At 40.5% G+C, this 26,598-nt stretch carries 26 protein-coding genes; 7 read left to right on the forward strand and 19 right to left on the reverse strand.

Features of this window, described 5'->3' with window-relative positions:
- Nucleotides 1-13 precede the first annotated feature (13 nt).
- Complete coding sequence (locus HM131_RS15460) at nt 14-775, reverse strand: (S)-benzoin forming benzil reductase (RefSeq protein WP_085030620.1); 762 nt, start codon at nt 773-775, stop codon at nt 14-16.
- Nucleotides 776-918: 143 nt separating this feature from the next.
- Between HM131_RS15460 and HM131_RS15465 the strand changes: the two genes are divergently transcribed.
- Nucleotides 919-1,554 carry a YczE/YyaS/YitT family protein gene (locus HM131_RS15465; RefSeq protein WP_085030621.1) on the forward strand — a complete coding sequence of 212 codons (636 nt, stop codon included), beginning with the start codon at nt 919-921 and terminating at the stop codon, nt 1,552-1,554.
- Between the two features lie 43 nt (nt 1,555-1,597).
- Here the strand turns inward: HM131_RS15465 and HM131_RS15470 are convergent, their stop codons facing one another.
- The 8 genes from HM131_RS15470 to HM131_RS15505 form a co-directional block, all read right to left on the reverse strand.
- Nucleotides 1,598-2,038, reverse strand: coding sequence for a hypothetical protein (locus HM131_RS15470; protein WP_085030622.1), 441 nt, complete (start codon nt 2,036-2,038; stop codon nt 1,598-1,600).
- A 122-nt stretch (nt 2,039-2,160) separates the two neighbouring features.
- Nucleotides 2,161-3,051, reverse strand: a complete 891-nt coding sequence (gene dat, locus HM131_RS15475; protein WP_085030623.1) for a D-amino-acid transaminase — start codon at nt 3,049-3,051, stop codon at nt 2,161-2,163.
- A gap of 106 nt (nt 3,052-3,157) precedes the next feature.
- Nucleotides 3,158-3,898 carry a UMP kinase gene (gene pyrH, locus HM131_RS15480; protein ID WP_085030624.1) on the reverse strand — a complete coding sequence of 247 codons (741 nt, stop codon included), beginning with the start codon at nt 3,896-3,898 and terminating at the stop codon, nt 3,158-3,160.
- 182 nt (nt 3,899-4,080) lie between these two features.
- Complete coding sequence (locus HM131_RS15485) at nt 4,081-4,626, reverse strand: hypothetical protein (RefSeq protein ID WP_085030625.1); 546 nt, start codon at nt 4,624-4,626, stop codon at nt 4,081-4,083.
- Between the two features lie 139 nt (nt 4,627-4,765).
- Complete coding sequence (locus HM131_RS15490) at nt 4,766-6,178, reverse strand: SpoVR family protein (RefSeq protein ID WP_085030626.1); 1,413 nt, start codon at nt 6,176-6,178, stop codon at nt 4,766-4,768.
- Nucleotides 6,179-6,272: 94 nt separating this feature from the next.
- Complete coding sequence (locus tag HM131_RS15495; protein WP_232324802.1) at nt 6,273-6,773, reverse strand: GNAT family N-acetyltransferase; 501 nt, start codon at nt 6,771-6,773, stop codon at nt 6,273-6,275.
- A 228-nt stretch (nt 6,774-7,001) separates the two neighbouring features.
- Nucleotides 7,002-7,541, reverse strand: a complete 540-nt coding sequence (locus HM131_RS15500; RefSeq protein WP_085030627.1) for a YhcN/YlaJ family sporulation lipoprotein — start codon at nt 7,539-7,541, stop codon at nt 7,002-7,004.
- 121 nt (nt 7,542-7,662) lie between these two features.
- Nucleotides 7,663-8,130 carry a hypothetical protein gene (locus HM131_RS15505; RefSeq protein ID WP_085030628.1) on the reverse strand — a complete coding sequence of 156 codons (468 nt, stop codon included), beginning with the start codon at nt 8,128-8,130 and terminating at the stop codon, nt 7,663-7,665.
- Between the two features lie 184 nt (nt 8,131-8,314).
- Here HM131_RS15505 and HM131_RS15510 point away from each other — a divergent pair, with 184 nt between their 5' ends.
- Nucleotides 8,315-8,554, forward strand: a complete 240-nt coding sequence (locus HM131_RS15510) for a YhdB family protein (RefSeq protein WP_085030629.1) — start codon at nt 8,315-8,317, stop codon at nt 8,552-8,554.
- 58 nt (nt 8,555-8,612) lie between these two features.
- On the opposite strand, the gene HM131_RS15515 is transcribed toward HM131_RS15510, so the two are convergent.
- The gene (locus HM131_RS15515) at nt 8,613-9,335 is read right to left on the reverse strand and encodes an SDR family oxidoreductase (protein ID WP_085030630.1); all 723 of its coding nucleotides are present in this window, start codon (nt 9,333-9,335) and stop codon (nt 8,613-8,615) included.
- A 15-nt stretch (nt 9,336-9,350) separates the two neighbouring features.
- Nucleotides 9,351-10,913 carry a GNAT family N-acetyltransferase gene (locus tag HM131_RS15520; protein WP_085030631.1) on the reverse strand — a complete coding sequence of 521 codons (1,563 nt, stop codon included), beginning with the start codon at nt 10,911-10,913 and terminating at the stop codon, nt 9,351-9,353.
- Nucleotides 10,914-11,071: 158 nt separating this feature from the next.
- On the opposite strand from HM131_RS15520, the gene HM131_RS15525 reads away from it, so the two are divergent.
- A complete protein-coding gene (locus tag HM131_RS15525; RefSeq protein WP_198162648.1) occupies nt 11,072-11,683 on the forward strand; it encodes a TetR/AcrR family transcriptional regulator in 612 nt (203 codons plus the stop codon).
- 35 nt (nt 11,684-11,718) lie between these two features.
- On the opposite strand, the gene HM131_RS15530 is transcribed toward HM131_RS15525, so the two are convergent.
- From HM131_RS15530 to sigI, 4 genes are all read right to left on the reverse strand, one after another.
- Nucleotides 11,719-13,140: a dihydrolipoyl dehydrogenase family protein gene (locus tag HM131_RS15530; protein ID WP_085030633.1), complete on the reverse strand. Its 1,422-nt coding sequence runs from the start codon at nt 13,138-13,140 to the stop codon at nt 11,719-11,721.
- A complete protein-coding gene (locus HM131_RS15535) occupies nt 13,137-13,535 on the reverse strand; it encodes a DUF1499 domain-containing protein (RefSeq protein WP_085030634.1) in 399 nt (132 codons plus the stop codon). The genes HM131_RS15530 and HM131_RS15535 overlap by 4 nt, the downstream gene beginning before the upstream one ends.
- Nucleotides 13,536-13,619: 84 nt before the next feature.
- Nucleotides 13,620-14,846, reverse strand: coding sequence for an anti-sigma-I factor RsgI family protein (locus HM131_RS15540; RefSeq protein ID WP_085030635.1), 1,227 nt, complete (start codon nt 14,844-14,846; stop codon nt 13,620-13,622).
- Nucleotides 14,843-15,580 (reverse strand): RNA polymerase sigma-I factor, encoded by a 738-nt coding sequence (sigI, locus tag HM131_RS15545; protein ID WP_085030636.1) that lies wholly within the window; start codon nt 15,578-15,580, stop codon nt 14,843-14,845. Before sigI ends, HM131_RS15540 begins: the two co-directional genes overlap by 4 nt.
- A 406-nt stretch (nt 15,581-15,986) precedes the next feature.
- Between sigI and HM131_RS15550 the strand changes: the two genes are divergently transcribed.
- A complete protein-coding gene (locus HM131_RS15550; protein WP_232324803.1) occupies nt 15,987-16,595 on the forward strand; it encodes a flavodoxin family protein in 609 nt (202 codons plus the stop codon).
- A 44-nt stretch (nt 16,596-16,639) separates the two neighbouring features.
- Here the strand turns inward: HM131_RS15550 and HM131_RS15555 are convergent, their stop codons facing one another.
- The 4 genes from HM131_RS15555 to HM131_RS15570 form a co-directional block, all read right to left on the reverse strand.
- A complete protein-coding gene (locus HM131_RS15555; protein ID WP_085030637.1) occupies nt 16,640-17,464 on the reverse strand; it encodes a S1C family serine protease in 825 nt (274 codons plus the stop codon).
- A gap of 31 nt (nt 17,465-17,495) precedes the next feature.
- On the reverse strand, nt 17,496-19,526 hold the full coding sequence (locus HM131_RS15560; protein WP_085030638.1) for an ABC transporter ATP-binding protein: 2,031 nt from the start codon (nt 19,524-19,526) through the stop codon (nt 17,496-17,498).
- A complete protein-coding gene (locus tag HM131_RS15565) occupies nt 19,523-21,271 on the reverse strand; it encodes an ABC transporter ATP-binding protein (RefSeq protein WP_085030639.1) in 1,749 nt (582 codons plus the stop codon). Before HM131_RS15565 ends, HM131_RS15560 begins: the two co-directional genes overlap by 4 nt.
- A gap of 419 nt (nt 21,272-21,690) precedes the next feature.
- Nucleotides 21,691-22,722, reverse strand: a complete 1,032-nt coding sequence (locus tag HM131_RS15570; RefSeq protein WP_085030640.1) for a TIGR00341 family protein — start codon at nt 22,720-22,722, stop codon at nt 21,691-21,693.
- Between the two features lie 127 nt (nt 22,723-22,849).
- Here HM131_RS15570 and HM131_RS15575 point away from each other — a divergent pair, with 127 nt between their 5' ends.
- From HM131_RS15575 to HM131_RS15585, 3 genes are read left to right on the forward strand one after another with little or no spacing between them, the layout of a single operon-like run.
- Complete coding sequence (locus tag HM131_RS15575; protein WP_085030641.1) at nt 22,850-24,334, forward strand: spore germination protein; 1,485 nt, start codon at nt 22,850-22,852, stop codon at nt 24,332-24,334.
- On the forward strand, nt 24,331-25,440 hold the full coding sequence (locus tag HM131_RS15580; RefSeq protein ID WP_085030642.1) for a GerAB/ArcD/ProY family transporter: 1,110 nt from the start codon (nt 24,331-24,333) through the stop codon (nt 25,438-25,440). Before HM131_RS15575 ends, HM131_RS15580 begins: the two co-directional genes overlap by 4 nt.
- Nucleotides 25,437-26,570, forward strand: coding sequence for a Ger(x)C family spore germination protein (locus HM131_RS15585; RefSeq protein WP_085030643.1), 1,134 nt, complete (start codon nt 25,437-25,439; stop codon nt 26,568-26,570). The genes HM131_RS15580 and HM131_RS15585 overlap by 4 nt, the downstream gene beginning before the upstream one ends.
- Nucleotides 26,571-26,598: the final 28 nt, after the last annotated feature.

Raw genomic sequence — 26,598 nt, forward strand, 5'->3', positions numbered from 1 at the left:
TAGGGTCGTGCCTTTACTTCTTGCCTACAAGATCGTAAAGCTTATAAACCTTTCCGTTTTCAATTTCATCAGGTTGGTTAATTAAATCCATCAGGACAGCCGCCACTTCATCAGGGGAACGCAGCTTTCCCTCTTCTTTCATTTGCTTAAATTTATCAACGTCCGCAAACTCGTCCTCCGAAGCTGAACGGATTTCCCCTTGCATATCGGTATCCATCACTCCCGGACTATAAGCCAAAATCTTGTGTCCGTTTCCTTCCTGTTCAAGAGCTAGTGTCTCTGTGAATCGGTTGATAGCTGCTTTTGTACTGCTGTATGTACTCCATCCATGGACAGGACGCTCAGCAGCTCCAGAAGTAATGTTAATGACAAATGTGTTTATATCCTTTTGATTTGCTTCTTTTATACAACGGTTGATGATCAGGATTGGCGCGGTTAAATTAACCTGTACATGCTTCTGTACATCCGCTGAGGCAAAATTCCCTATCGTGTCGATCGGTTCAATGACACCCGCATTGTTCACAACATAGACATAGTGTGTATCATCATGAAAAGCAATATCAACGATTCTGTCCAGACCATCTTCTAATTGTGCTGGATCGCTTAGATCACAGCTTAAATGATAATAATCTACTTTTCTTTCTTCTGCTTTCTTTTTTAATTTCTCATTTTCACTACGTGAGACCGCAATGATATTTACATTTTTTTCGATTAATTGATGAGCTACTGCCTCCCCGAGTCCTCTGGAAGCACCGGTAACGATTGCATATTGCATCTTCATTCCTCCTTTTATCTTCCCTATACTTTACTTCCCTGTCACCATCAATGGAAACATTTGCGAATGGATAGCTTTACATCTCTTAACCGAGCATATATGATATATGAAGCACAATTTTAGACGGATTAAAGGAGTCTATCATGAAATACCTTTTTCTATTCCTTATCTATTTGACTGGACTGATTGTTTCCAGTCTTGGTCTGGCTCTTATCATTCAATCCGGGCTTGGCGTAGGTCCTGGTGACAGTGTTGCTGTTGGGTTATCCATGCATTTCCCAGTTACCGTAGGAACGGTCATGATCATTGCTTTTGTAATATTACTTTTAGTCAATGCATGGCTTGAAAAAAAACGCCCACAATTTGAATCACTCATTCCCATAATTATTAGAGGCCGGACTGTTGATATCTTTTTATATGGAATACTTGAAAATGTAAATTATGAAGTCTGGTGGGCCCAGTGGGGCATCTTTACACTTGGCCTGATCGCTACTGCCGTAGGTGTGGCCGTATACTTAAGAACCCCGTTCCCTAGAATCCCATTAGATCATTTCATGATGATCATGAATGAGAAAACCAATCAGTCAAAAAGCTCTGTAAGGATCTTCACAGAATCCGCTATGGCTTTAGTGGGCTATCTTCTAGGAGCACCGGTCGGTTTCGGAACATTAATTGTAGCGTTATTGCTAGGTCCGTTTATCCAATGGTCCTTTCAGCTTGCACGTCCTGTGGCCAGCCTATGGTCTGAACCTCACCAACGTACGAAAGCGACAAGATAAGAGGAAGCAAACAAGCATGGTCGTAGCGTCCATGCTTGTTTTTTTATTCATCATCAAAAGATAGTCGTGTAACCCCTGTCTCTTCTAACTTCGATCCGATTCTCTCTTCGATTTCCAGGCGAGCTTCCATCATTTCGTCCGTCATTTTTCCTTCAGGAGCACCAAAACGTTCGACCATTTCTTTCTCGGCAAGCTTTTCAACGAGTTTATCCCAGAAACTAAATTCGTCATATTCTTCAACATAAGTATCTAAAAGCTTCGACTCATAGTCTACGTCTAAATCGTGAATTCCCATTTCTTCCTGATGAACAACCTTTTCTTCTAGTCCAGCTTCCTTATATTTTGAAAGCACCAGTTCTCTGACTTCTTCAAAGTCCTCATCCAATTCCATCTTAGTCGAATTGACCATCCACGTCCCAAGAAACACACTCTCTACAAGCTTTTCATATTGTTTAGATGTTAACTCTAATTTAACTTTCGACATACCAAGACCTCCATTCAATTTTCAGTCTCTGGAATTATAGCATAGTTACAAAAGTTATCCCCAAATCTTCTCCTTATTAAACGAGAAAGGCACCGCCTATTAGGAGCAGTGCCTTTTCATCCTTACTGTGCTTTTGCATTTTTCTTAAATAGGGACTGATCTTCCGAAATTCCTGCATCTTCTTCATAGAGCTCCTGAAGCCTGCGTGTGATCCGACCAGGTTCACCATTACCAATCGTAAGCTCATCGACTTTCAAAATCGGCATAACTTCAGATGTACTGCTCGTTAAGAATACCTCATTTGCGTACTGAAAGTCTTCTATACGGAAGGATTCTTCTTTGAATGTAATCCCTTCCTGTCTGCAAAATTCCTCAATTCTCATTCGAACGCACCCGTGTAGAATATTCTTTTTCGCAGGGTGGGTGTACACTTTTCCATTACGGACTAAATAAACATTAGAAGAACTGCATTCCGTCACTTCTCCATCTTTATGAAGAACAGCCTCATAGCAACCTTCTTCCGTTGCAGCCTGCTTTGCCAGAACGTTCGGCAAAAGGTTGAGACTCTTGATATAGCACCAATCCCAGCGCACATCATGTTGAGTAATGGTTTCCACTCCATCCCACATCTTATCTATCGCTCTCGGTAGATCCTTTACATAGGCATAAAGGTTAGCATCTGTATCAAGAGGAAAAGCGTGATCCCTTGGAGCCGATCCTCGGGTGATTTGCAGATATACTTTTGCATCACTTTCCACTTTATTCTGTTGTAACAATTGATTTAGACGTTCATACATTTCCTCTTTTTTATAAGGAACCTCTATTTTAACAGCCTCTGCAGACCTGTATAAACGCTCCACATGCTCATCAATCAGATAATACTTCCCACCATAAACACGAATCACTTCATATATGCCATCTCCAAATTGAAGTCCTCTTTCTTCAAATGGATAACGGAGATTATTTTGATGAACAAAATCATTTTCCGTCAGGACGTGATCATAAATCGTCATCTCTCTTCCTCCTTTTATCACTTCAATGTATTAACGAATAGTGTATCAGAAAAATTAGATTTCATGGTCAGATTGATTAAATTGAAACGAATATATGTCTTTTGACCTACACTTCTTCCTGAAATGAGGAAGGTTGATCAGAGATTAATGTACCAAAATCCTGTCCCTTGCATAAATCCATCATCACTCCAGGCTCGTTGAAATTAAAAATGTGCACAGGCAGTTGATGGTCGCGTGCCAGTAATAGCGCAGCCTGATCCATCACCTGGATATCTTGTAAAAGAATATCATTATAATTTAAATTCCCGTAAAGTTTTGCATCTTGATTTAACGTAGGATCCGTTGTGTATACCCCATTTACTCCTTGTTTTGCAACAAGGATTGCGTCACATTCCAATTCGATGGCACGTTGTACAGCCGGATAATCCGTTGTAACAAAGGGCTGCCCGTTTCCACCTGCGAGAATCGTAATGTAGCCCTTCTTTAAATAATTCACTGCTTTGAGACGAATATAGGGTTCGGCAACCGAAGACATCGGCACAGACGTCATCACACGTACTTCTTTTTCTGTTTTGCTTTTCAATACTCCTCTGAGCATCAAACTATTTATGACTGTTCCGAGCGTCCCGATATTGTCAGCTTCTACACGATCGATCCCCCACTGTTCTGCGGTCCGACCTCTAAAGATATTTCCACCGCCTACAACAAGCGTGACCTCTACTCCAGCATTGACAAGGGCAAGAATTTCAGTGGCAATATGTTCTAAGCTTCCGTTATCAAAATTGTCCTTCGTATTCCCACTCAAAGCTCCACCGCTTATTTTTAATAATACCCTCTTATATCTCACGCTTTACAGACCTCCCTTTGTTAAAAAAAGAGCATAGACTAAAGTCTATGCTCTCTTAACAGAACGAAAATGATAAATAAGCTTGTTGATACTTAGAAGCTGCTTAATCATCATTTCGTCCCCTCTTTTCAATTTAGGCTATTTATCATTGTATCATATGCGGCTTCAGAAGCAACGTTTCCTTACTCGAAAGAGGAAACAGGGACGCTTACCTCAAACCAAGGATGATCTGCTGGTTGTTCTTTTTCACCGTCAGTAGTAACCGGGTAAAAATAAAGATCGAGTTTCTTTGATTCTTCACTAAGATTAAACGTATTGAAGTGAATGTATTGGAAGGTAGAAAATGTTCCACGTACCGCTTTCTTCGTTTCTCCATTAAATGTAGTCCCGTTTTCATCAACGGCTTTGACAAGAAGCTGAACCTCACCGTCCGTCCGCTTCCACTCATCCCCTTCCGCATTCATGACATTATTACTATCTCTGTACCAGATGCCAAGGAAAAGGTTTTTATTGTTCTGCATCGTATATAACTTAGTCATATGAATCCCAGATTCAGGGATTTTGGTAGAGCTTTCTGTGAGGGAGACAGGGTGACTTTTCGGCTCTACGAGCATCGGATACTGATGATCTTCCGTTAAGCGATTAAAAGTACGGTTATCTAAATAAAAGAAAAATACAGCAGCGAGAACGGCGACAAATCCAATAATGGCTAAACGGGTCCACCTCAATTTGCTCCCCCCATTCTACTAAATCCTGTCTTCATTATATCAAACCTAAAGCTTTACAAAACGCTATCTCATCGCCTTTTTCATACAAAAAAAGGCACCTCTCGAGTTCTCTCCACAGGAGATCGAAAGGTGAACTTTTTTATAGATATTTCTTTTGGACTTTCTTCCCACCAAAACTGAAAACGACTTCACGATTTTCGATTCTTGTTTCTATGTGAACCGGGCGGCCCCACAGTTGATAAATATATGGTAGTACTTTTTCCAAGTACCCGATATCGAGTTCAACTTCTTCAAAATGATGTTTCAAATAGATCTCTCCGCTTTTCACATAATCGCCATCCTGGACGGTAATGTAAGGAAAACCTCCATTTACCCTCATGGTCACAAGCTGGTCGCGGACGGCTTCATGGTCCTTATCTGTGATCTTATATTTTTGTCCTTGCTTTTGAAATAAATATAAGTCTTCTCTTCGAACAAGCTCTTTAGTTAAATAATTGCGAATGAAGCTTTGATCAGATTCAATTTCACGTACTTCAAAAATCTTTTCCCTTCCTGAACCAGGTTCTACGCCGTGCTTCTTCATTTCATCTGATGGGTTATCGTATCTGTCTTCAATATCCTCAAATATTTTCAACCCCAGGTAATACGGATTCAATTGAGTTTTTGAAGGCTGCACGACGCTTGCGTTGAGTTTAGCAAATTCGACCGCTTCATCACTCGTGAGATCCATTTCTCTTAAGATTCTTGCATGCCAGTAAGAAGCCCAGCCTTCATTCATGATTTTCGTTTCAAGCTGTGGCCAGAAATAAAGCATCTCCTCTCGCATCATCGTTAAAATATCGCGCTGCCAGTCTTCGAGCTCCCTGCTGTATTGCTCAATAAAAAGGAGTAAATCCTTCTCAGGGCGAGGTGGGAACTTCCGTTTTTTCTTAAAGGCTGGGCGGTCTTCCGAAGACGACTCATCCATTTTCCATAGATCATCATATGGAGTGTATAAACGTTTCTCTTCACTTTCTTCATCATCATCGATGGACCAGTTTAACTTTGGACGGACGATCGAAGGATCGATATGCTCTTGAATGGCAAGGACAGCATCAAGGAAAGACTCTACTTCTTCTTTACCATAAAGCTTTTCATAAGCAGCAATTCGCTCAGCGGTTGCGGCCATACTTTCTACCATATCCCGTTTTGTATTTTGAAAACGGGCATTATTTTTGAAAAAGTCACAGTGAGCCAACACATGAGCAACAATCAATTTATTCTGAATCAGGCTGTTCGAATTTAACAAAAAAGCATAACAAGGATTCGAGTTGATCACCAACTCATAAATCTTACTTAGGCCAAGATCGTATTGAATTTTCATTTTGTAATATTGTTTTCCGAAGCTCCAATGGGAAAATCGCGTCGGCATTCCGTAAGCACCAAACGTATAAATAATATCATCAGGACAGACTTCGTATCGCATTGGGTAAAAATCAAGCCCAAACCCTTTTGCGATGTCCGTAATCTCTCTTATCGCATATTCGAGCTTTTTGTGATCTTCTGGTTTCAAAGATGCCCCCTCCTTGAATTTCGCTTATCTTAACTATATGAAGTCATCACAAGGAAAATGAAAGATAGATGACATGTCCCCATATCAAATCGTGCTAGAATATTTTTGCCATCAAGTACTCGTCTACCCATTTGTTATTTACAAGCAAAGATTGTTTTTTTATTCCTTCTACCTTAAAACCTATTTTTTTATATAATTTGAGTGCACGCTCATTATGAATCATGACGGTCAATTCAAGTCTATGTATATGATGATCAATGGCCCATCTGTCTACTTTTGCAAACAATTGACTGGCCCACGCCTTCCCTTGGTAACCAGCCAATACGCCTGTAACGACTTTTGCGGAATGACGGTTTCGTTTTGCACTGCCCCCGATGCACATCACATGTCCGATCAATTTATTATGATCTCTTGCAGCAAAAAGCACGGAATTTTCTTGTTTTCCTATCGATTCAATAAGTGACCGTGCTTTTTCTATAGACATCCCCCTTTCCCCTGCCTCATACAAAAGAAAATCAGACTCCTTCTCAAGTTGATTCGATAAAGAAACAAAAGCACGTGCCTCCTCTGGTCGTACAATAGAGATCATTGACATTACTCCCCTCTTTTAGTTATTCATAGTATAGCAAATAGGAAAAGAGTGCCTAGCCGGCAGATTATCAGGAAACCGGGAATGGGGACACAAACACACGACCATTATCTGGTGCAGGTATTTATCGTCTTCACAAAAGCAGTGGAGTGGAAGATTTATGATGGAATTCAATTAAAAAGTGGCGAAAAGTATAACACCAGGCACCCTTATTGGGAGGCCTGGTGCTTTTTGTTATCGGGCTTCTGGGAAGATACGGTCAACCATTTGACCAAATTCCTGGAAGAATCCACGGACAGGATTTCCATTTTGAACATCATTGACGTAGTTGTTTGTTAAATCAACAAAATCAGGGTTTGTTGAAACATATACGTTATTGATATCCTGATCAGTAGCTTTAACCGCTTTAGTTATTTCATTTTCCTTTTTATCGGAAAGATCTGTTGTATCTCTGTTATCATCTAGAACGGCTGCAACATAGGCATTGTCACGGGTTTTGAGAACATACGCTCTTTCAATTCCCTTAACGTCTCTGGCAATTTTATCTGCTGCTCTTTCTGCAACATCATAATTTGTGTTGTGAACCATACCACGGTCATTGTCGTATTGGTTAACACGATTACCTTCTTCATACATATTGTCCGCAGCACGCTCAAAACGAGTGTTTTGTACACCCTCATAGTTATCCTGGCCAGTACCTGTTTCCTGTTCTGCTTGGCAGGCAACCAGAGAGGAAGCAGCTAATAAGCCGATGGCGAATGCTTTTAACTTCATTGGTATCCCTCCTTAGAAGCTTAGTTGTAGTATGTGTCGTTCGAATGTAAATATGCGAAGGCGATGGTTTCCAAAAAGCATCATAAAAGACCTAATAAAAAAGCCTTCCATGAGGAAGACTTTAACCACTGAAAGGCAACTGCCACCAAATATGAATAAAAAGTAGAAATACAAAAAGCATACCATTTAAAAACAATAAAAAAGGTGGAAGCAGCTTATAATAACCCAGTACCTTTTTATAACAATTCCTTATTATGTAAAAACCAGCAAATAATATTATGTACAGGCTAATGAACCAAATCCAGCTATATTTTGTTGTTTCATCAATCCCGACTTCATACCCGATGGCGTAGATCAACCAAGCAATTAGAAATGCAATGATGGATATAGGTACAAATCTTTGCTCGCTTTTTATGTATGAAAGGGAAATAATTGCGCTGATCAATGTCAACCCGCCTAACACCTCACTGATCACAATGATTACCCTATGGGCAGTCTCCGCTTCAGCCGTTGCGAAACTTAAAAGCATAAACAAACTGAAAGCAATGACCCCGCCCAAATTGACATAAAGTAATTGTTTCTCAGTCATCACTGAATCTCCCTTCATCTTCCTACATGCAAAACTTTCTCTATTATCATAACAAAATTATGTCTTCTTTGGGAAAATTTGATCAAATGAAGTCGTTTTTTCCCTAACTGTGACGAACTTCCTGACTTATGGATGATCGCTTAGGTCATAATAAAAACACTCCTTGCTAAAGGATGTGTGACCCATGAATCATCATGATTACGATAAAGCTTTACACTTTATGATCTGGGGTCAATGGGACGACTTACTCGTTCTAATGGTACGCACGCGGGATCATTTTTTATCAAAAAAAATCGAGACCTTTTTGCATGCATGCTATTACCCCGGAACGGAAAGCGAAATGCTTGAGTCGCATGAGAATTTGTTGAATTATCTAGATCACGCCCAGGCTACAACCCATCCCCCTACCTTTTATATATATTAAAAACAGCCACCTCGATTTTCCATAAAATGGATGACCTGAGGTGGCGTTTTATGTTCAATTAAACACGCGGATATTGCTGGATGAGCGGATGAATGTGTAATTCATCAATCACCGTATGTTTAGGAGCTTGTACCATATAAACGACTGCTTCTGCAATATCCTGAACTTTCAGCCAGTCTGCTTTCTCCGGGTCACCTTTTGTACCATTGGCAAAATAGGTGTCCACCATCCCTGGATTAACTGTTCCGACTCTAATGCCGTGTTCTCTTACTTCTTGAGCTAAAGAACCCATAAAGCCTTGAACGGCATACTTGGTCGCCGTATAAAGTGAGCCTTCCGGAATGGTGTAACGGGAGACATCAGAAGCTACAGTCACAATTGTTCCAAATTGCTGCTTTTTCATCAAGGGCAGTACAGCTTTGCTTGCCAGAAATACTCCTTGAACGTTCACTTCAAAAGTTTTCTGCCATTCTTCCACGGTTAGTTTTTCGACTGGTTTAAATTGACCCACACCCGCATTATTAATCAGAATATCCACTCTTCCGAATGCATTTTTTGTTGCTTGTATGACATGGTCAATATCGTTCTCATTACTTACGTCAGCCGTAAAGGATAAGATGTTAGAGAAGCCTTTTCCTTCTAATTCTTCTTTTGTATGATGAATATCCTCCGAGCTTCCCAGTAAGGCTAGCCGTACGCCTTTTTGAGCAAGCTGACTTGCGATTTCCTTACCGATTCCTCTAGATGCTCCAGTGATTACTGCTACTTGATCCTTTAACACGATATCTCTCTCCTTCTACGTTCGTTCTCTCTTAATTTGCGTATCCACCTTATAACTGACTTCAAACAAATCCCGTCTGCGGTCACGAAGCTGGCGAACGGTTCCTGATTTCCTCTGACGGCGAAGGATCTCTAAATCAACATCTCCAACAACGACCGTTTCTACGTTTGGATTGCATTCTCCTATGATCCCATCTCTTGCGAATTCAAAATCAGATGGAGTAAAAATGCCAGACTGGGCATATTGAATATCCATATTTTCTACTTGAGTCAAGTTCCCAACCGTACCTGCAATCACCGTGTACACTTGATTTTCTACAGCCCTTGCCTGCGCACAATAGCGGACCCTCAAGTACCCTTGTCGGTCATCTGTACAAAATGGAATAAAAATGATGTTTGCCCCCTGATCCACAGCATAGCGGGCAAGCTCTGGAAATTGAATATCGTAACAGATCTGGATAGCAATTTTTCCACAATCCGTATCGAATACTTTCACAGCATCACCTGGCTGAATTCCCCACCACGTCCGTTCGTTAGGAGTAACGTGGATCTTATACTGCTTCTCAATGGTTCCGTCTCTTCGAAACAAATAAGAAATATTATAAATCTGTTCATTTTCTTCAACAAAGTGTGAGCCGCCAATGATGTTGACATTGTATTTAACAGCTAAATGAGTAAACATCTCAATGTAATCTTCCGTGTATTCAGATAAACGCCTTACAGCTGTCGAAGGCACTTTTTCATCTAAGAAGGACATCAACTGAGTGGTGAATATCTCAGGAAATACAGCAAAATCAGAGCCATAATCAGCTGCAACATCCACATAATACTCACACTGCTTAGCAAATTCTTCAAATGAGTCAATGTTCTTCATCATGTATTGAATCACCATGATTCTCACAGGGTTACTTGTCTTAAAATATCGTTTCGTACGCGCACGATAATCAATGTTGTTCCATTCCATGAGCGTCGCGTATTTTGAGGATTTTTCATCATCCGGCAAGTAATTGGGATTGATCCTCATCACTGTAAATCCATTCATAATTTGAAAAGTCAGCACAGGATCATAAATATTTTGATTTCTCACTTCTTCTACGTATTCTCTCGGAGACATCTCCTTTTCGTACTTATGATAATTAGGAATTCTGCCGCCAATGATGATGCTCTTTAAATTCAGGGTCATCGCTAGCTCTTTTCTAGCTTCATATAATCGACGGCCAATTTTCATCCCGCGATATTCCGGGTGAACCATGACCTCAATTCCATACAGATTATACCCGTCTGGATCGTGGTTTGTAATGTAACCTTCATCTGTAATGTCATCCCACGTATGCTTATCATCATACTCATCAAAGTTGACGATAAGGCTAGAGCAACTACCGATGATTTTTCCTTCATATTCCACCACGAACTGGCCTTCAGGAAAAATACTCAGATGACTTTCCAAGTGACTCCTTTTCCATGGTTCCATATTTGGAAAGCACGCTTCTTGAAGTTCAAAGATTTGGTCTATGTCTTTTTCTTGCATATTACGAACGATAATTTTCTTTTCATATTGCGTCAAATCAAGCTTAGACATGAAAATCCCCTCTCTTGTTAAGGTTCTCCCTCTATCCTTATCGTACTTAACAGCAAAACCATCTGTCTAGTTGGAACTTGTCCATTTAGAGAAATGAAATGTATGAATTGATATACTTCATAATTCAATGTAATATGAACGTGAAGAGGTGTAGCCCTATGAATGGTTTTGAAAAGCGTAAAGAACGTAAAAAAGCAAATATATTGAACGCTGCTTTTGATCTATTCTCTCAATACGGTGTGCAAAAGGTGAGCATTCAGGAGATTGCTCAAAAAGCTCAAGTATCACAAGTTACGATCTACAATTATTTTGGAGGAAAAGATCAACTCCTATTCGAAACAGTAAAAAAATTCGTTTATGAAAAGTTTGATTATTTCAAAGAAATCGTGCATGACGAAAAACTGAATTTCAAGGATAAAATCAGCACTGTCATCCAAGGGAAAAAAGAAAGTGCTCTTCATATAAGTCCTGACTTCATTCAATCAGTGATGGCTGACCAGCCCCATATAAAGGAATTCATCCGAAAATTTTCAGAAGAAGATACAGTTCCTCTCCTGATGGAATTGATTGATCAAGGTAAAAAACAGGGATACATTCACCCTGAGCTATCGTTTCGTACCGTTATGTTTTATGTAGAAATGTATTACCAGGCCATGCAATCGAACTCTCCGATGATGAAAGAATCCCCAGCTGAATTCAGTGAAGAAATCACACACTTGTTTTTCTATGGTCTAATGGGTGATCAACAACAAAAGATTCATGATGAATAAAGAGCTGTCCTTTAAGTATGGACAGCTCTTTCCTGTTACCTGAAGGTTTGAACATACCAGCTGATCGCTTTATTCAGCGAGCTGTCAAACAGCTTTTCTCGCCAGTACAAGTCTGCCGTTTGAGAAACCACATTATTTCTCGCCGGGTAAGGGTGAACGACGTTGGACAAAGACTGGAATTTCTTATTTAAGGCCTGCAATGTTCCTACCTCCTGCATCCATTCCCCCGCCCCTTCCCCTATAGCATGGGCGCCTACAATTTTTCCTCTTTGGTTTGTCATCACCTTAACAAGCCCCTCTTTATGACGTTCAGCCATAAAGCGGTCATTATTTCGAAGCATTGTCTTAAAGGTTAATAAATGATCTCCATACTTCTCCTGGGCTTCTGTTTCCGTTAGTCCTAAGTGATAGATTTCTGGCGAGGTGTAAACCACCCACGGAACTTTCTCGTAGGAAACTTTTTTTGAGAGCCCTAGAACAGCATTCGAGACAGCAACTTTCCCTTCCAAGCCTGCTACATGAGTGAAAGGCATCGAGCCGTTACAGTCACCTACGGCATAAATATGTCTGCTAGTAGTACGGAGAGTAGCGTCCACTTCAACAGAACCTCGAGTTACCTTTACTCCTGCGTTCTGAAGCTCAAGGGCATCGACGTTCGCATTTCGTCCCGCAGCAACAAGAATCCGTTCTGCATCAATGGAACCTTCCGCACCGTCCTTCGTGTAATATACGGTGAGCCCCTGTGGTTTCTTATCCACCCGGTCAACCTTCGCTCTTGTAAGTACACTTAGTTCTTGAGACAAAAGGTCGTGGGCAGTTCTGACAATCTCCTGGTCTTCTTTCGAAAGAATTTCATCTCCGCCTTCAATGATCGTAACTTCTACTCCTAAACGTGCCATCGCCTGAGATAATTCTATACCAATAATGCCGCCTCCCACGACAGCTAAAGATTCAGGCCGCTCCCTTAGTGAGAAAATGGTTTCATTCGTTAAATAATCCACTGTATCTAATCCATTGATCGGAGGAACGATAGGCGAAGATCCTGTCGCAATGACAAAGCGCTTAGCTGTAATCGTTTTATCTCCAACAATAAGCGTATGCTCATCTTTAAAAGCAGCTTCCGCTTCATACAAATCAATGCCTAGTTTAATAAACCGTTCTTTTGAATCATGCTCTTGAACATCTTGCACAGCTGCAGCAACTCTTTCCATGGCTTGCCTGAAGAGCCTGTCATATTCCTCCGAAGTAAAAGAAGAATAGTGAGCAGCTTCATAAACTTCTTTTGCTGATTGAATGAGTGCCTTAGAAGGCATGCATCCGTAATGGAGGCAATCTCCTCCTAGTTCGGCCTTTCGCTCGATAAGTGCTACAGAGGCACCAAAACTTGCGGCACCTGCTGCAACTGTCAGCCCGCCTGACCCACCTCCAATCACCGCTATCTGATAATCAAAATTCAAGCTTTCTCCTCCTCATTTCTCCGCTGATACAATTCAGAGATATTCTCCATCCTTTTTCTGTTCACACCTAGATCGGAATAACCGACACGTGATGCCGAGCGAAAATGCACGAGACCCTCTTGTTCATCTAAATAAAATTCTATATCATCTTTAAATCTCAGCAATTTGGTTGTGACGATTGCATGGATGTAAGTATCTGTTTCCATTTCGATAGAGGTGCGATCCATATCGTTAAGTATTTGTTTTAGTCGTCTTCTCGTTTCAGCAAGATCTCCGGTGAAGGGCAAGGGCTGCATTTGTTTGTCACTTTTTTCAGTTTGAGTCGATACGCAATTGGGTGAGTTTGGGCACTCAGCTAACTGCCCGTCCTTCACTCCGTGGTATGATTTGGACATATAAGTTCCCTCCTTATTTTCACATTACCCTTCTGTTCCCTTTAATTTCAACAAAAAACACTCCCGATATGCGAGAGTGTGCGATTACTTACTTTTTTCATTTTTGTTACCGTTGTCTTTTTTATCTTTATTGCCTATATTTTCATTATACTTTTTCTGTTCACTATCTTTATTATTTGCTTTTTCATTCTTTTGGCTTTGGCTTGGTTTATTGTTGTCTTTATTCTTCAATTTGGGTTTGTTTGTTTTTTTTTCAACGGTAGAGTTCTTTTTTTGTTCGTCTTTACCCGGGTTTTCTTCTTTAGATTTAGAATTGTTCTCCGCTTTGTCTTTAGAAGAATTTTCGGATTTACTTTTAGATGCAGTGCTCTTCTTCTCAGGAGAGTTCTCTTGTTTTTTCAGATGGCCCGGGGCTGTCTCATTACCTTTCGCAGAACTCGGCTCTTCATTGAACTGAGAATGATGACCGTCTGAATGCTTTTGATTTTCCAGCGAATTGGAAGCCTTAGGTTCTATTGGCTTCTCTTTAATCGAAGATTCTACTTCGTCCGATGATGGTGGTGTTTTCTTATAAAAGGATTGTATAATTTCTTTATCATCATCTTCAACAGTTATTGAAACCTCTGAAACATTCTCATCAATATTGGAAGCACTTCGACTATCTATTCTCTCAGCCATAATGGCATTAACCGATTGATCCGATTTATTCGCTTTCTGACGAATTTCTTCTGGGACAAGGAATGTGGCAATAGTCATCCCAGTGGAACGTTCAGCTAAAAACTGTTCCATTTGTTTTGAGTATTCATCGATCTGATCAGACTGTATATAGCTGATGCCTATTAATACCTGATTATCAGAATTCACATAGCCCATTTCTCTGCTTAAGTTAATCATGTCATAGGCGACTTCTGAAGCGTCGCGCTTCTTCCATCCGTTCAGATTCGCTAAAACTTCTTCAGCCTGTTCATTCTTCGGAGATATGTCTAGCACCTGCATCTTATCATTCAATTCCAATTCAACGCTTGGATTGATATCAATATTTACATAGGCATACGCCTGATTGCTTCCATACCATGAGTACATGGGAAAAAAAGCCAATAAGAGTGCGAGTGTAATGATCGCTACTTTGAAATGACTCTTATCGATAATTTGACTCCATTGAAACAACGTTTGTTTTTCCTGCAATGCCTGAAAGTGAACTTCCATGCCTACTTCTGCATGTTGAAGGCATCTTGCTCGGTGAAAACGGCCATCGTGTGTCATGACGATGGTGTACTCTTTTTTCTGCTCCATGACAATACCTTTTCTCACACACCCACCCCTTTCAGGTAGTCTTTTAGATAGTCATACTCTCCATCAAAGATGATAACGAGTGCGATAATGAATTTCCGATTACGTTCAAGTGTTTTTTTACTCACTTCAACTCGATCAACAAGATCTTTGATCGGTAACCGGCCCTTAGTGATGACTTTTTCACGTAGAGATCTGTCCTCGTACACCATTCTGGCTACTTGAACAGCTGATTCACGCGCATCTCTATGTTTAGGTGAAGAATCAATTAAATCTTCGAATGTCAGCTTGTACTTCTTAAGGTGCGCTTGAAATTCCAAAATTTCTTCACGCCTGTACCAGGCTTCCGTCTCTAGTTGATGACGTTCCTTGGCTGCAGCTACTTCCGAAGGATTCTCCATTTGCTCTTCGTCATAATATTCTTCGTCAAGGGAAGTGACATCAGGCCTCTTCTGTTCATTACGAATATGGTCAATGACTTTTCGCTTTATAACCAATCTTGCAAAAGAGAGAAAAGAGCTGCCTTTATCACAGGAATAGGCCTGAATAGCTTCATTAAACGCAAGCAATCCTATACTGAACTCATCATCTTTAGATGGATCGATATATCTTTTACATACCTCTGATACACTTTTGGCGATGAAAGGTTGATACTGTTTGAGTATTTCATTTCTTGCTTCGTCGTCCCCGTTTTTAGCTGATTGCACTTGATCATCCAGGGAGGTGTCGTTTTTCTTAAACAGCCTTCTGATCAACCTCTATCACCTCCAGCCATTAAAGATTTCGCATGAAATATGCGATTTGTGGGTGTCTTTCAAAAGAGTGTTTCATTTATGTTACAAAAATGTATCAACCAATCCATCTGAAAGTCGTATTGTCCCTTAAAAAGGTAAAGGATGTCAGGTATTGTATCGAGCATGACTATTTTACTGAATATAGAGAGAATGGTCTACCACATGAGGGTTACATTTTATTAAATAAACATTTCAAAAAATAGGTCATTCGTCATTATTGATAGTTAAATGAAGCCATTAACTTAAGAAATTGTATACTCATAAGCCTAAAGTCCTGATCTTTTATCCACACAAACAGGAGGTTTATCGGTCTCTCTGTTGGGAAAAACCTTTATGTATGGTTAATAGAATCGGAAAAGGAGGAATAATGTTGAAAGCTGTCTTATTGAACTGCAGTTTAGAAAAAGGAAACAAACCTACAGATACTGAAAAGCTCCTCCATCATTCCGCACACCTCTTTCAAAGCGAAGAAATTGACATCGAGAGGATTCATTTAAGAGATTTTCATATAAACTTTGGGATCACACCCAAACTTGACGGGGAAGATGATTGGCCATTCATCTTTGAAAAAATTTTGGAGGCAGATATCGTTCTCTTCGCTACTCCAATTGCTATGGGAGACAAAACAAGTATTGCCACATTAATTTTAGAAAGACTTCAAGGGTATCATCATATGAAAAACCGGAAAGGACAAGGGATTTTCTATAATAAAGTCGGCGGCGCTATTGTCTCGGATGAAGGAGATGGAGGCGCGCCACTAGCCGCCCAATCCATTCATTATCGTTTAACGATGCTTGGTTTTACGCTTCCCCCACATGCCAGCGCTATATGTACCAAGCATTTTAACGATGCAACGGCAAGCGAATGGGCATGTGTAGAAAAAGAGGTACACCGGATGACCTATAACCTCATTTACTTCGCTGAGCTCTTAGACTTCAACCCTATTCCGGTATTGGAATTAGCAGAAGAAGAATAGAAAAAAGCGTACGGAAGGGCTTTCTTCCGTACACTTTTTTTGATTTAATTGGATTGTTGTTGATAATAGTAATCGATCGGAACAGCAAGCCCTACCCTGCCTTCAACATCCTCATACAATGTAGCAAACACAACGGCTATAACCTTTCCACTGTCATTAATGACCGGACTTCCTGAATTACCTCTGTAAATAGGAGCATCCAGCATAAGCACAGGCTGATCCCAGTCATCCAGATTTTTGTAACCAAGGATATTTCCCTGATTAGCAATTCCTGTGAACTTCAAAGGATTCCCTATGAAATATACATGTTCCTCTTCTTCAAAATTCGTCTGTGCTGCCAATTCCAAGTGAGGAAAACCGTCTCCCTCTGCATCTAATACGGCCAGGTCTACTTCGGGGTATTCAGCCACAACATCAGCTTGAAACAATCCTTTATCTGGAAAAGCTACAGAGATTCTTTTTGCTCCTTCAATAACGTGGTGATTGGTTACAATCGTCCCATCATCTTTTATGGCAAAACCCGTTCCTTTACTTTGACCAGCTTCTACGACGACGACTGATTTTTTATAGCCTTGCACTTGTTCATTAGTCGATAAAGCTGCTGAGGTCTTTAAAAAGTCTAGAGCAGGAATCGAGAAAGTATTGGGCAAGACAGCTACAATGTTGGTGATCATCATGATAGCAATTACCCAGAAAATCCATTTTGGAAAGGGGCGCCTGGCTCTCCTCTGTTCTTCCCTTTCAAGCCGGTCTCTTTCCCATGCCTTCCGCTTTTCTTCCTGAACTAAGTCGTATAATTCTTCATCATCAAATTCTTCATAGAGATCATCATCTATGATGTCTTTCTTATAATCATCGCGATCGTTCAAGAGCCGTCCCCCCTGTACAGGAGAATTGGAACTACATCGCGCTGACCTTTACGGAGCCTTGCTGCATTTGATACATCTGGTAATATTGGCCTCCTTGTGCGATCAGCTCTTTATGTGTCCCTTGCTCTACCATTGTACCATGGTTTAAGACAAAAATTTGATCTGCCTGCTGGATGGTAGACAACCTGTGAGCGATGACTAACGTCGTACGTCCTCTTTTCAGGACTTCTAGTGCTTTTTGGATCATCTGTTCGGTTTCTGTATCGATATTTGCAGTCGCTTCATCAAGAATCAAAATAGCTGGATCAAAGGCTAAAGCTCTGGCAAACGAAATCAACTGCCTTTCTCCCATGGATAGGGAATCTCCTTTTTCTTTTACAGGAGTATCATACCCTTTCGGTAACTTTTCGATGAAACGATCAGCACCAACGGCTTTTAGAGCTTCTTTCGCCATTTCCCGGGAAATACGGTCATCATGCATCGTTACATTCGACAAGATTGTTCCAGAGAATATAAAGGGGTCTTGAAGAACAATCCCCATATGGCTTCGTACTTGTTGCCTGGACCAATCTTTAGTGGAATGCCCATCAATCGTGATGGACCCACGCTGCGGGTCATAGAACCTGAATAACAAGTTCATTATCGAGCTTTTCCCAGATCCAGTGTGTCCGACAAAAGCCGCCGTCTGCCCTGGTCTAATATCAAAAGAAATATCTTTTAGAACATCATTGCCTTCGTCATAAGCAAACGTGACCTGATCAAATACAATATGACCATCGTATCGTTTGATCTTCCCGGTATCCATCGTTTCTGATTCTTCATCCAGCAATTGAAACACTCGACCTGCTGATACTCGAGCTTCCTCAAGCTGTGGAAGCTGATTGACCAAATCGGTGATTGGCTGGAAAAGTCGGTTCAAATAATCTACGAAGGCATATAAAACCCCAACTGTCACTACTCCTTCTGCTCCTAAAGACTGAGAACCGAAATACCATAAGAAACCTACAAAAGCGATATTCCGCAATACATTAACAAGATTCCATGAAGTAAGCGCACTTAATCGAACAAGTTTCCTTTGATAAGTAAAATGCCGCTCATTCAGTTTTTCAAAGTCATTAGACGTTTGTTGCTCCTGACGATATGCCTGGATGATTGACATTCCTTGAATCGCTTCATTAATATTTCCATTCATATCACTGACCGTAGACCTGACGACTTTGTTATATTTTCCGCCATATCGCTTATAAAGCTTCATCCATACATAAATGATTGGAACGAGCAATAAACACATGAGAGCAAGCCTTACATCCAGTAAAAATAATGCGACATATATGCCTGCCATATAGAAAAAGCTCGTTACAAAAGTCGCTAACACCCGAACATAAAGCTCTCGGATCGCTTCCGTATCGTTCGTCACTCGGGCCACGATTTTGCCCGCTGGCTGATTGACAAAATACTGGACTGGGAGACGCTGAATATGAGTGAAAAGGTCATTCCTCATCTTACGTATGATTCTGTTTGAAGACTTTTGTAATAAAAACGTATGGGTGAATTGAAAAGCAGCAGCAATTAATAACAGACCTACATAAATTCCTAACAGCCAATAGATCGAAGGGATTTCTGGTTGGAAGAAACGGAATAGCTGAGCAAGCGAAAGCGACTTGGCTTCAACTTGATAGGTTTGCTCAGGCGACTTAAGTATCAGCTGGCCTCCATCAATCTCCCGGTTCCCTGTAGTGGGAAGCTCTTCATTCACAAAATAGTAAGAGCGGTTTACCTGAAGTATTGTTGCTACAGCCAATGTATTTTCCGTTCCATCCAGCCGGTCCACTCGTTTATACCATTCACCATCGTAAGCTACTGTGTACTGATCTTTCGTCTCCACTTGATACCATTGATCTTCGATGCCAACAATATGTTCATCGATCAATCGTTTGGCGATGAATGGACCTGTCAATTCCAATGCAACCGCTAGGACAAGACAGATCACCCCGATGAGGATGCTCTTTTTAAAATACAAAGCATACTGAAGCAATTTGCGCTCCGTAGATATTTTCTTCATCGTCTCACCTCCCCATCTTCTAACTGTTGTCGTTCATATTGCTCTTGATACCAACCACTTTCGCGGATGAGTTCATCATGGGTGCCTTCTTCTACAATTCGCCCTTCATCAAGGACGATGATATGGTCCGAATGAGTCACAGCAGACAAGCGATGAGCTGCGATCAAAGTGGTCTTACCTTTTCTTTCTCTTCTTAAATGTTCAATGATATTTGCCTCTGTTTTTCCGTCCACTGCTGACATGGCATCATCCAGAATTAAAATTTGTGGATCCATGATGAAGGCTCTAGCAATCGAAACACGCTGTTTTTGTCCTCCTGATAACGTGACACCGCTCTCTCCGACTTTTGTATCCAATCCTTTAGGAAGATTTTTAATATCCTCTAGGAAATGAGCAAGCTTAAGAACGCGGTAAATTTCGTCGTCCGTCGCATCCGATTTACCGAATTGAATATTTTCTCGCACTGTTTTTGAAAAAAGCACTTGATCTTGCGGCACATAACCGATCCAGGAACGTGTAGTTTCAAGTTCCAGCTCTTGTATATCGACACCATTGATGTGTAAATCCCCTTTAATCCCTGGATACTCACGAAGCAGCTGACGGAAGATCGTGGTCTTACCTGCGCCCGTCTTGCCGACAATTCCGATTGTCTCACCCTGGCGGATACTGATATTAATATCCTTTAAGCCTGCCATCTCTGCTTCCGGGTATTGGAAGGATACATTCTTGAATTTGATTTCTTTTGGGCGATCCATCACTTTGGAAATGGCAGGACTCCACACATCTGGCTTATAATCCAGCGTTTCGTTCACTCGTTCAAGGGAGGCATTACCACGTTGTAAAACATTGATCAGCTCTCCAACAGCGAACATCGGCCAAATCAGCATTCCTAAATACACGTTAAAAGAAACCATTTGCCCTAGTGTAATGACATTCTGGAAAACAAGTGATGCCCCATAACCGAGCCCTATGGTGTATGAGAGTCCGACAAGGATTTTAATCGTAGGCTCAAATAGTGCATCGATTTTAGCGACTTCGATATTTTTGTCATAAACATCCTCCGTCATCGTTTGAAACCTTTGATTATCATTATCTTCCTGTACAAAAGCACGCAGAACCCGGACTCCACGGACAGATTCAAGCACATTGTTATTCATTTCTCCAAAAGCAGTCTGAGCTTCTGTAAACCGAGCGTGAATTACATTGCCATACTTATTCATGGCAACAGCCATGATTGGCAAAGGAAGAAGTGCCGCTAAGGTCAGCTTCCAACTGATTGTAAATCCCATGACAGAGATGATTAACAGCATGAATACCGTAGAATCAACAAGCGTTAAAATACCAAAACCCGCTGTCATCGTGAGCGCCTTCAAATCATTTGTTGCTCGAGCCATCAAATCGCCAGTTCGGTTCTTACCGAAAAACGTCGGGGTCATCTTTAGAAAATGGTCCATCAACCTTGAGCGCATCGTCTTCTCCATGATCATAGCTCCACTGAATAAGGTATAATCCCATAAGTAGGAGATGGAATAGCTGGCAATGATGACTCCCCCATAGATCAATATGACCTCCATCAATTTTTCTGAAGTAAATGTATCAAACTGGATTTCGTCAATCGCCATTCCAATAATTTTAGGCGGAATGAGGTCGATCACACTTGCAATAACTAGGGCGATAACTGCAAAGGTGTACCGCTTCCAGTATTTTTTAAAAAACCAGCTTAATTTAAATAAAACACTAAACATAGAATTTCCGTCCTTTCCCACTTACCGTTCTCTGCTAACCGCTCTCTTTCCAATCATCGTTCCATTCTTGACGGTTCTTAGTTCTAATCATTTCATAAGACCTCCTAAAAATTTTTATTTATGTCAAGCAAGGAAATTACCTCGCAGAACATCAAAAAAAGAGCATACGTCCATGACGTATGCTCTACATACAAAAAAAGGACACGTAGACTAACCGTGGCCTTGTGTATCCTATGGTTTTGAAATCAAACGATTCCTATACAAGGTTAAGAAACTGCCACGATCGATATGAAATTGTCGTTTGAATTAAACGTTGTTTTTTCATCGTCGTGACCTCCTTGTATCAATGATTATTTATTATATAATTTTCAAAAAATTAAATCAACTGTATTTTTGTAAATTTTTTTCAACCGATTTTGTTATGGATAGGTTAGGTCCTTACCCACAAGGATCACCAAGGCAAGAATAATAATGATTATCGTGACAAAAACAATCGATAGCGGCCTGGATACATTTGCACGCTGCACCTCTTCCCACCTAACTGGACGGATTCCACTAATGGAGAAGATGCTGACAGCCGCTAACAAAATGGACATGATGTTAACGGTAACTAGCAAAAATGCGCCAAAAGCTAGTTCATAAGATCCGTCTCCAAGTGACATACCCATGGCTACACTCGGCGGCAACAGGGCTACAGCGACCATCACTCCGACCAGATTACCGGACAAGCGGTTGAGGAAAGCGAGTGCTCCTGCCGCCCCTGAAGCGACACCCAGGAATATATCCACAATCGTGACTTTCGTTCGGTCGATGTATTGATCTGTCTCCATTCCCATATCAGAGAAATATCCAAATAAGATAGAGATGATCAATACGATAGCGACTCCATACAAAGAAGTAGCAATGGATTTTCCGAGAAGCTTATAATCACCCAGAATAGAAGAAAAAGCGATAGCGATTACAGGACCAATCATTGGTGCAATCACCATTGCTCCAATGACGACAGCCTCGCTGTCCTTCAAAAAGCCAACAGTGGCAACGACGGCAGAAAGAATGATTAATAAGGAATAATTTAAAGTAATTTGACTATTCTTTTCCACGGAACTTAACAATTCGTGACGGCTCGCCCTTAGTAAACTTGCTTTTTCTTCCTCCTTCTCTTGTTTCTGTTTTTCTTTTTCTTCTTTTGCTTCCTCGTGAATTGTTTCTTTTGATAAATAGGTTTGAACTGGGATAAGCATCGTTTCAAAACCTTCTACCACATTTGATACTTCTTCTAAATAATTGAGTATTTCTTCTACATTACGAGTTTCAACAAGGATACGAACAAGCATCCTCTCCTCTGACTCACTCGACACCCAATACGACTGGTGATCGAATTCCTGCAGGTTTTCATTGATCGACTCAAAATGACGGTCAGGAATATATACTTCGATTAGCTGCAAATTCACATTTCCTCCTCCTTTCAGAAAAAATGATTAAGTTTTTGTAAGGAATTCAATAAGGAATGATTTCACTTATAATGTCCCCTCTTTTCCGCATACTATTTGTATCTATCTTGAGAAGGAGGAAAGGAAAATGGACCATTTGAAATTACCCATGAACACGCAAACTTTTTTGGATACGATGAAAGAACAATTCAACCAAAGCCCGGACTTGGTTCAAAAAGTTTTTCAAATGGAGGGGCAGTCCATTATTGTCCTTTTCATCTCCTATCAAGTGAAAAAGGATCGTCTTGAGAGAGAATTGCTTGAACCTCTAACTCAATCACGGAAACCATGGACGAATCAAGACTTGCAAAATAAAATCCCATTAGCTTCTTCCAGTAAAGAGAAGTCGATAAAGAAGCTTACAGAACAGCTAATACATGGAAATATATGTGTCTATATTGAAGGAGAGAGTGAAGCCGTCACCTATTTTCTTCCTCAACAGGATCACCGGGGAATTGAACGGGCAGAAACTGAATCGTTGGTTTTTGGTCCGCAGATGTCTTTCACTGAATCTCTCGTTACAAATCTAAATGTAATCCGTTGGAGACTGGATACAGAAGACCTGGTCATGGAGAAAATGATCGTAGGGGAACGGATCAAATCTGAAGTACGGATCGTGTATTTGAAATCTTTGGCTGACGAAGAGAACGTAGAAACAATGAGACAGCGAATTAGAGATTTAAAAGTAGCTGAAGTAGAAGATACAAGTGTCTTAGGACAGCTAATTGAGGATTCTTCAAGCTCTGTCTTCCCACAGCTCCTCTTTACTGAGCTCCCTGACCGCTTCTGTAACTCGATTACTAAAGGAAGAGTCGGCGTTATGGTAGACAAAAGCCCCACGATGCTCATAGGTCCAATGACTTTATTTAGTTATTTTGAATCAACCGAAGATCTGTATATGCGATGGAACATGGGATCGTTTATCCGATTACTCAGATTTTCAGCTATGTTTATCTCTATTATCTTAACTCCAATGTACGTAGCAGCACTTACCTACCATTATGAAGTAATCCCTTCCTCTCTCATGGTAACTTTGGGACAATCGAGAGCTAACGTGCCTTTCCCTCCAGTATTGGAAGCCTTACTCTTGGAAATACTCATTGAATTATTACGAGAGGCTGGAGCCAGACTTCCCACAAAAGTGGGTCAAACAATGGGTATCGTGGGTGGTATCGTTCTTGGGCAGGCTGCCGTTCAGGCAGGTTTCACTAGCAATATCCTGATCATAATTATCGCTTTAAGTGCTCTTGCTTCATTTACAGCACCTAGTTATTTGATGGGTACAGCCATAAGGATAGTCAGATTTCCAATGATTATCCTCGCTGGAGCATGGGGGCTAATTGGCATTACTTTCGCACTTAGCTTTCTTATCATTCATCTATTAAAGCAGAAGTCACTTGGCCGCCCATATTTGGCACCTATATATCCACTTTCGCTTAGAGATTTTAATGATTCCATCTTCCGTCTACCTTTTCAAAAAAACACCAGACGACCGTTGAGTGCGATGCCAAAAGATAAGCAACGCTACAGTAATAAAAAATCTCATGAACATAAAGATGTGGATCCATCATGAAAACAAATTTAACCATTAAACCAAATGTCGCAGTAAGCGCTTTTTACTTATTCTTTATTGTTCACACGATTCAAACGGGTGCCGGAATCATGGGAGTTCCACGTATTCTTTACTTGGAAGCAGGGCATGATGCCTGGATCTCTGTTTTAATTGCTGGATTGTACCTTCACTTTATAGGATGGATCATGATCTCTATTTTAAGGGAGTACGAAAGTGCAGATATTCTCGGAATCCAATGCGACCTTTATGGAAAATTCATCGGGATCAGCATAGGAGTTATCTTCCTGATATACCAATTTTTTATACTTTTATCTGTCATCAAAAATTATGTAGAGGTCGTCCAAGTATTCATTTTTCCAAGTATGCCCATATGGCTCATGAGTCTCTTTTTACTTTTTCTCATGATCTATTGTGTGTTAGGGGGCTTTCGAGTAGTTGTCGGTACGAGCTTTATCTTCTTCTTTATGACGATCTGGCTCGCTCTTACAATTTATAAGCCAATTACGTATATGGATTGGGATAACTTTCTACCCCTCGCACAATCCAGCCCACTGGAAATATTAAAAGGGGCGCAAAAAACAGCCTACACGGTGTTAGGAATGGAAATCATTTTATTTGTCTATCCCTATATAAAAAACAAGGACAAAGTATCTCTTCCTATTCACTTAGCTTTGGGGTTAACTACATTCTTGATTCTGTTAGTGACAGTAGTTTCTATTGGTTATTTTTCACCTGATCATTTAGAGCAAACCGTGTGGGCTACGTTAGCACTATTTAAAATTATAAGCTTCCCTATCATCGAGCGTTTCGATTTTATTGCTGTAGCTCTTTGGATGATGGTGGTGATTCCAAACATCGTATTACTTTGCTGGATGCTTTTGCATACGTTAAACCGGATGTTTAATGCTCCCAAGAAAAAAAGCTTATATGTAATCAGTGTGCTGATATTTTTAGCCTCCACCTTAATCGAATATCGCGTAGATATTAATACATTAACGGATTATACTTCTAAATTAGGGTTTTGGCTTGTATTTGTCTATCCTTTGCTTGTTTTTGTTTCCCTGAAGATTAGAAAACTATGGAGAAAAAGGAGAGGTACTGTATGAGGACTGTTTGTATAGTTATCCTCTTACTACTTTGTACAGGATGTATTCCGAAAAACTATATTGAGCAATTAGGAATTATTACAGCTGTAGGCTATGACTTACTGGAAGATAAGAAAATCAGGGGAACACTGGTACTCTTCCAATTTGACCCCACCACAACTAATACATCTCAAGTCGTTACAAGTGAAGCCAACACTTCAAAAGGGATCAGATTACAAGCACATAGGAAAACTAGTCACAAGCTCGTTTCAGGGCAAGTACGGGTGGCGCTTTTCCATAATGAACTTGCATCTAAAGGGTTAACCAGGTATATGGATACCCTTTCCCGTGATGCCAAAGTTTCCGATATGTCCCTTCTGGCTGTAAGTGATGTTCCAACTTCCGATATTCTTAAATCAACACCTTCCGAAGATGCTCCAAATACGGGAGAATACCTACACAGACTGATCGAGAAAAGCATCAAGCACGAAATGATTACAGATGCCACCTTAACGGTTTTTCAGCAAGATTTTTTCAGTATAGGAGCCGATCCTGTCCTGCCCTTGTTAACATTAGAAAATGGAAAAGGTATTATTAAAGGACTAGCGTTATTTCAGGATGACCGCTATGTAGGAAGTCTGCCAGCGGATGACATTATCTTTCTTATGATGATAAGAGACGAATTGGAACATGGGGAATTCCAGCTTAAACTGCCTAAGAATTCTTTAGATGACTACCTAAAAGAAAAGAGTATTAAAGACCCTCATGAAGAGGACGAGTTGTACGTGTCTCTTTACCAAATGGGGAGTAATTTATCCATCAAACCTAATAAACAGGACCCTGCAGATTATACCGTCAAAATAAATATGGAAGCAAGACTACTCGAAATTACAAAGGACATCGATTTAAAGGAAAAAAAAGCAATACAAGCACTCGAAAAACAAGTTGAAAAAGAAATAGAAGCTCATTTAAAACGAGTAATGAATCAGTTAATAGAATTCCAAGTGGATTCTGGTGGTTTCGGTAAAAAATATAATACCACCACTAAAAAAGATCAGTTAACAAGAGAAAGCTGGCGAGACGAGATTCCAAACTACGATGTCAAGTTTGATGTAAAAATGAAGATATTACGTTATGGAATTACAGAATAAAGAAGACCCTGAAGAAATTCTTCAGGGT

The sequence above is a fragment of the Halobacillus mangrovi genome (genome assembly GCF_002097535.1).
GTDB lineage: Bacteria > Bacillota > Bacilli > Bacillales > Halobacillaceae > Halobacillus > Halobacillus mangrovi_A.

Excerpts from the sequence above, each read along its gene's own strand:
- HM131_RS15460 (WP_085030620.1), bottom strand. The coding sequence starts at position 775 with ATGCAATATGCAATCGTTACCGGTGCTTCCAGAGGACTCGGGGAGGCA.
- HM131_RS15465 (WP_085030621.1), top strand. The coding sequence starts at position 919 with ATGAAATACCTTTTTCTATTCCTTATCTATTTGACTGGACTGATTGTT.
- HM131_RS15470 (WP_085030622.1), bottom strand. The coding sequence starts at position 2,038 with ATGTCGAAAGTTAAATTAGAGTTAACATCTAAACAATATGAAAAGCTT.
- dat (WP_085030623.1), bottom strand. The coding sequence starts at position 3,051 with ATGACGATTTATGATCACGTCCTGACGGAAAATGATTTTGTTCATCAA.
- HM131_RS15495 (WP_232324802.1), bottom strand. The coding sequence starts at position 6,773 with ATGTCAATGATCTCTATTGTACGACCAGAGGAGGCACGTGCTTTTGTT.
- HM131_RS15500 (WP_085030627.1), bottom strand. The coding sequence starts at position 7,541 with ATGAAGTTAAAAGCATTCGCCATCGGCTTATTAGCTGCTTCCTCTCTG.
- HM131_RS15505 (WP_085030628.1), bottom strand. The coding sequence starts at position 8,130 with ATGACTGAGAAACAATTACTTTATGTCAATTTGGGCGGGGTCATTGCT.
- HM131_RS15510 (WP_085030629.1), top strand. The coding sequence starts at position 8,315 with ATGAATCATCATGATTACGATAAAGCTTTACACTTTATGATCTGGGGT.
- HM131_RS15520 (WP_085030631.1), bottom strand. The coding sequence starts at position 10,913 with ATGTCTAAGCTTGATTTGACGCAATATGAAAAGAAAATTATCGTTCGT.
- HM131_RS15525 (WP_198162648.1), top strand. The coding sequence starts at position 11,072 with ATGAATGGTTTTGAAAAGCGTAAAGAACGTAAAAAAGCAAATATATTG.
- HM131_RS15535 (WP_085030634.1), bottom strand. The coding sequence starts at position 13,535 with ATGTCCAAATCATACCACGGAGTGAAGGACGGGCAGTTAGCTGAGTGC.
- HM131_RS15550 (WP_232324803.1), top strand. The coding sequence starts at position 15,987 with ATGTTGAAAGCTGTCTTATTGAACTGCAGTTTAGAAAAAGGAAACAAA.
- HM131_RS15560 (WP_085030638.1), bottom strand. The coding sequence starts at position 19,526 with ATGAAGAAAATATCTACGGAGCGCAAATTGCTTCAGTATGCTTTGTAT.
- HM131_RS15565 (WP_085030639.1), bottom strand. The coding sequence starts at position 21,271 with ATGTTTAGTGTTTTATTTAAATTAAGCTGGTTTTTTAAAAAATACTGG.
- HM131_RS15575 (WP_085030641.1), top strand. The coding sequence starts at position 22,850 with ATGGACCATTTGAAATTACCCATGAACACGCAAACTTTTTTGGATACG.
- HM131_RS15580 (WP_085030642.1), top strand. The coding sequence starts at position 24,331 with ATGAAAACAAATTTAACCATTAAACCAAATGTCGCAGTAAGCGCTTTT.
- HM131_RS15585 (WP_085030643.1), top strand. The coding sequence starts at position 25,437 with ATGAGGACTGTTTGTATAGTTATCCTCTTACTACTTTGTACAGGATGT.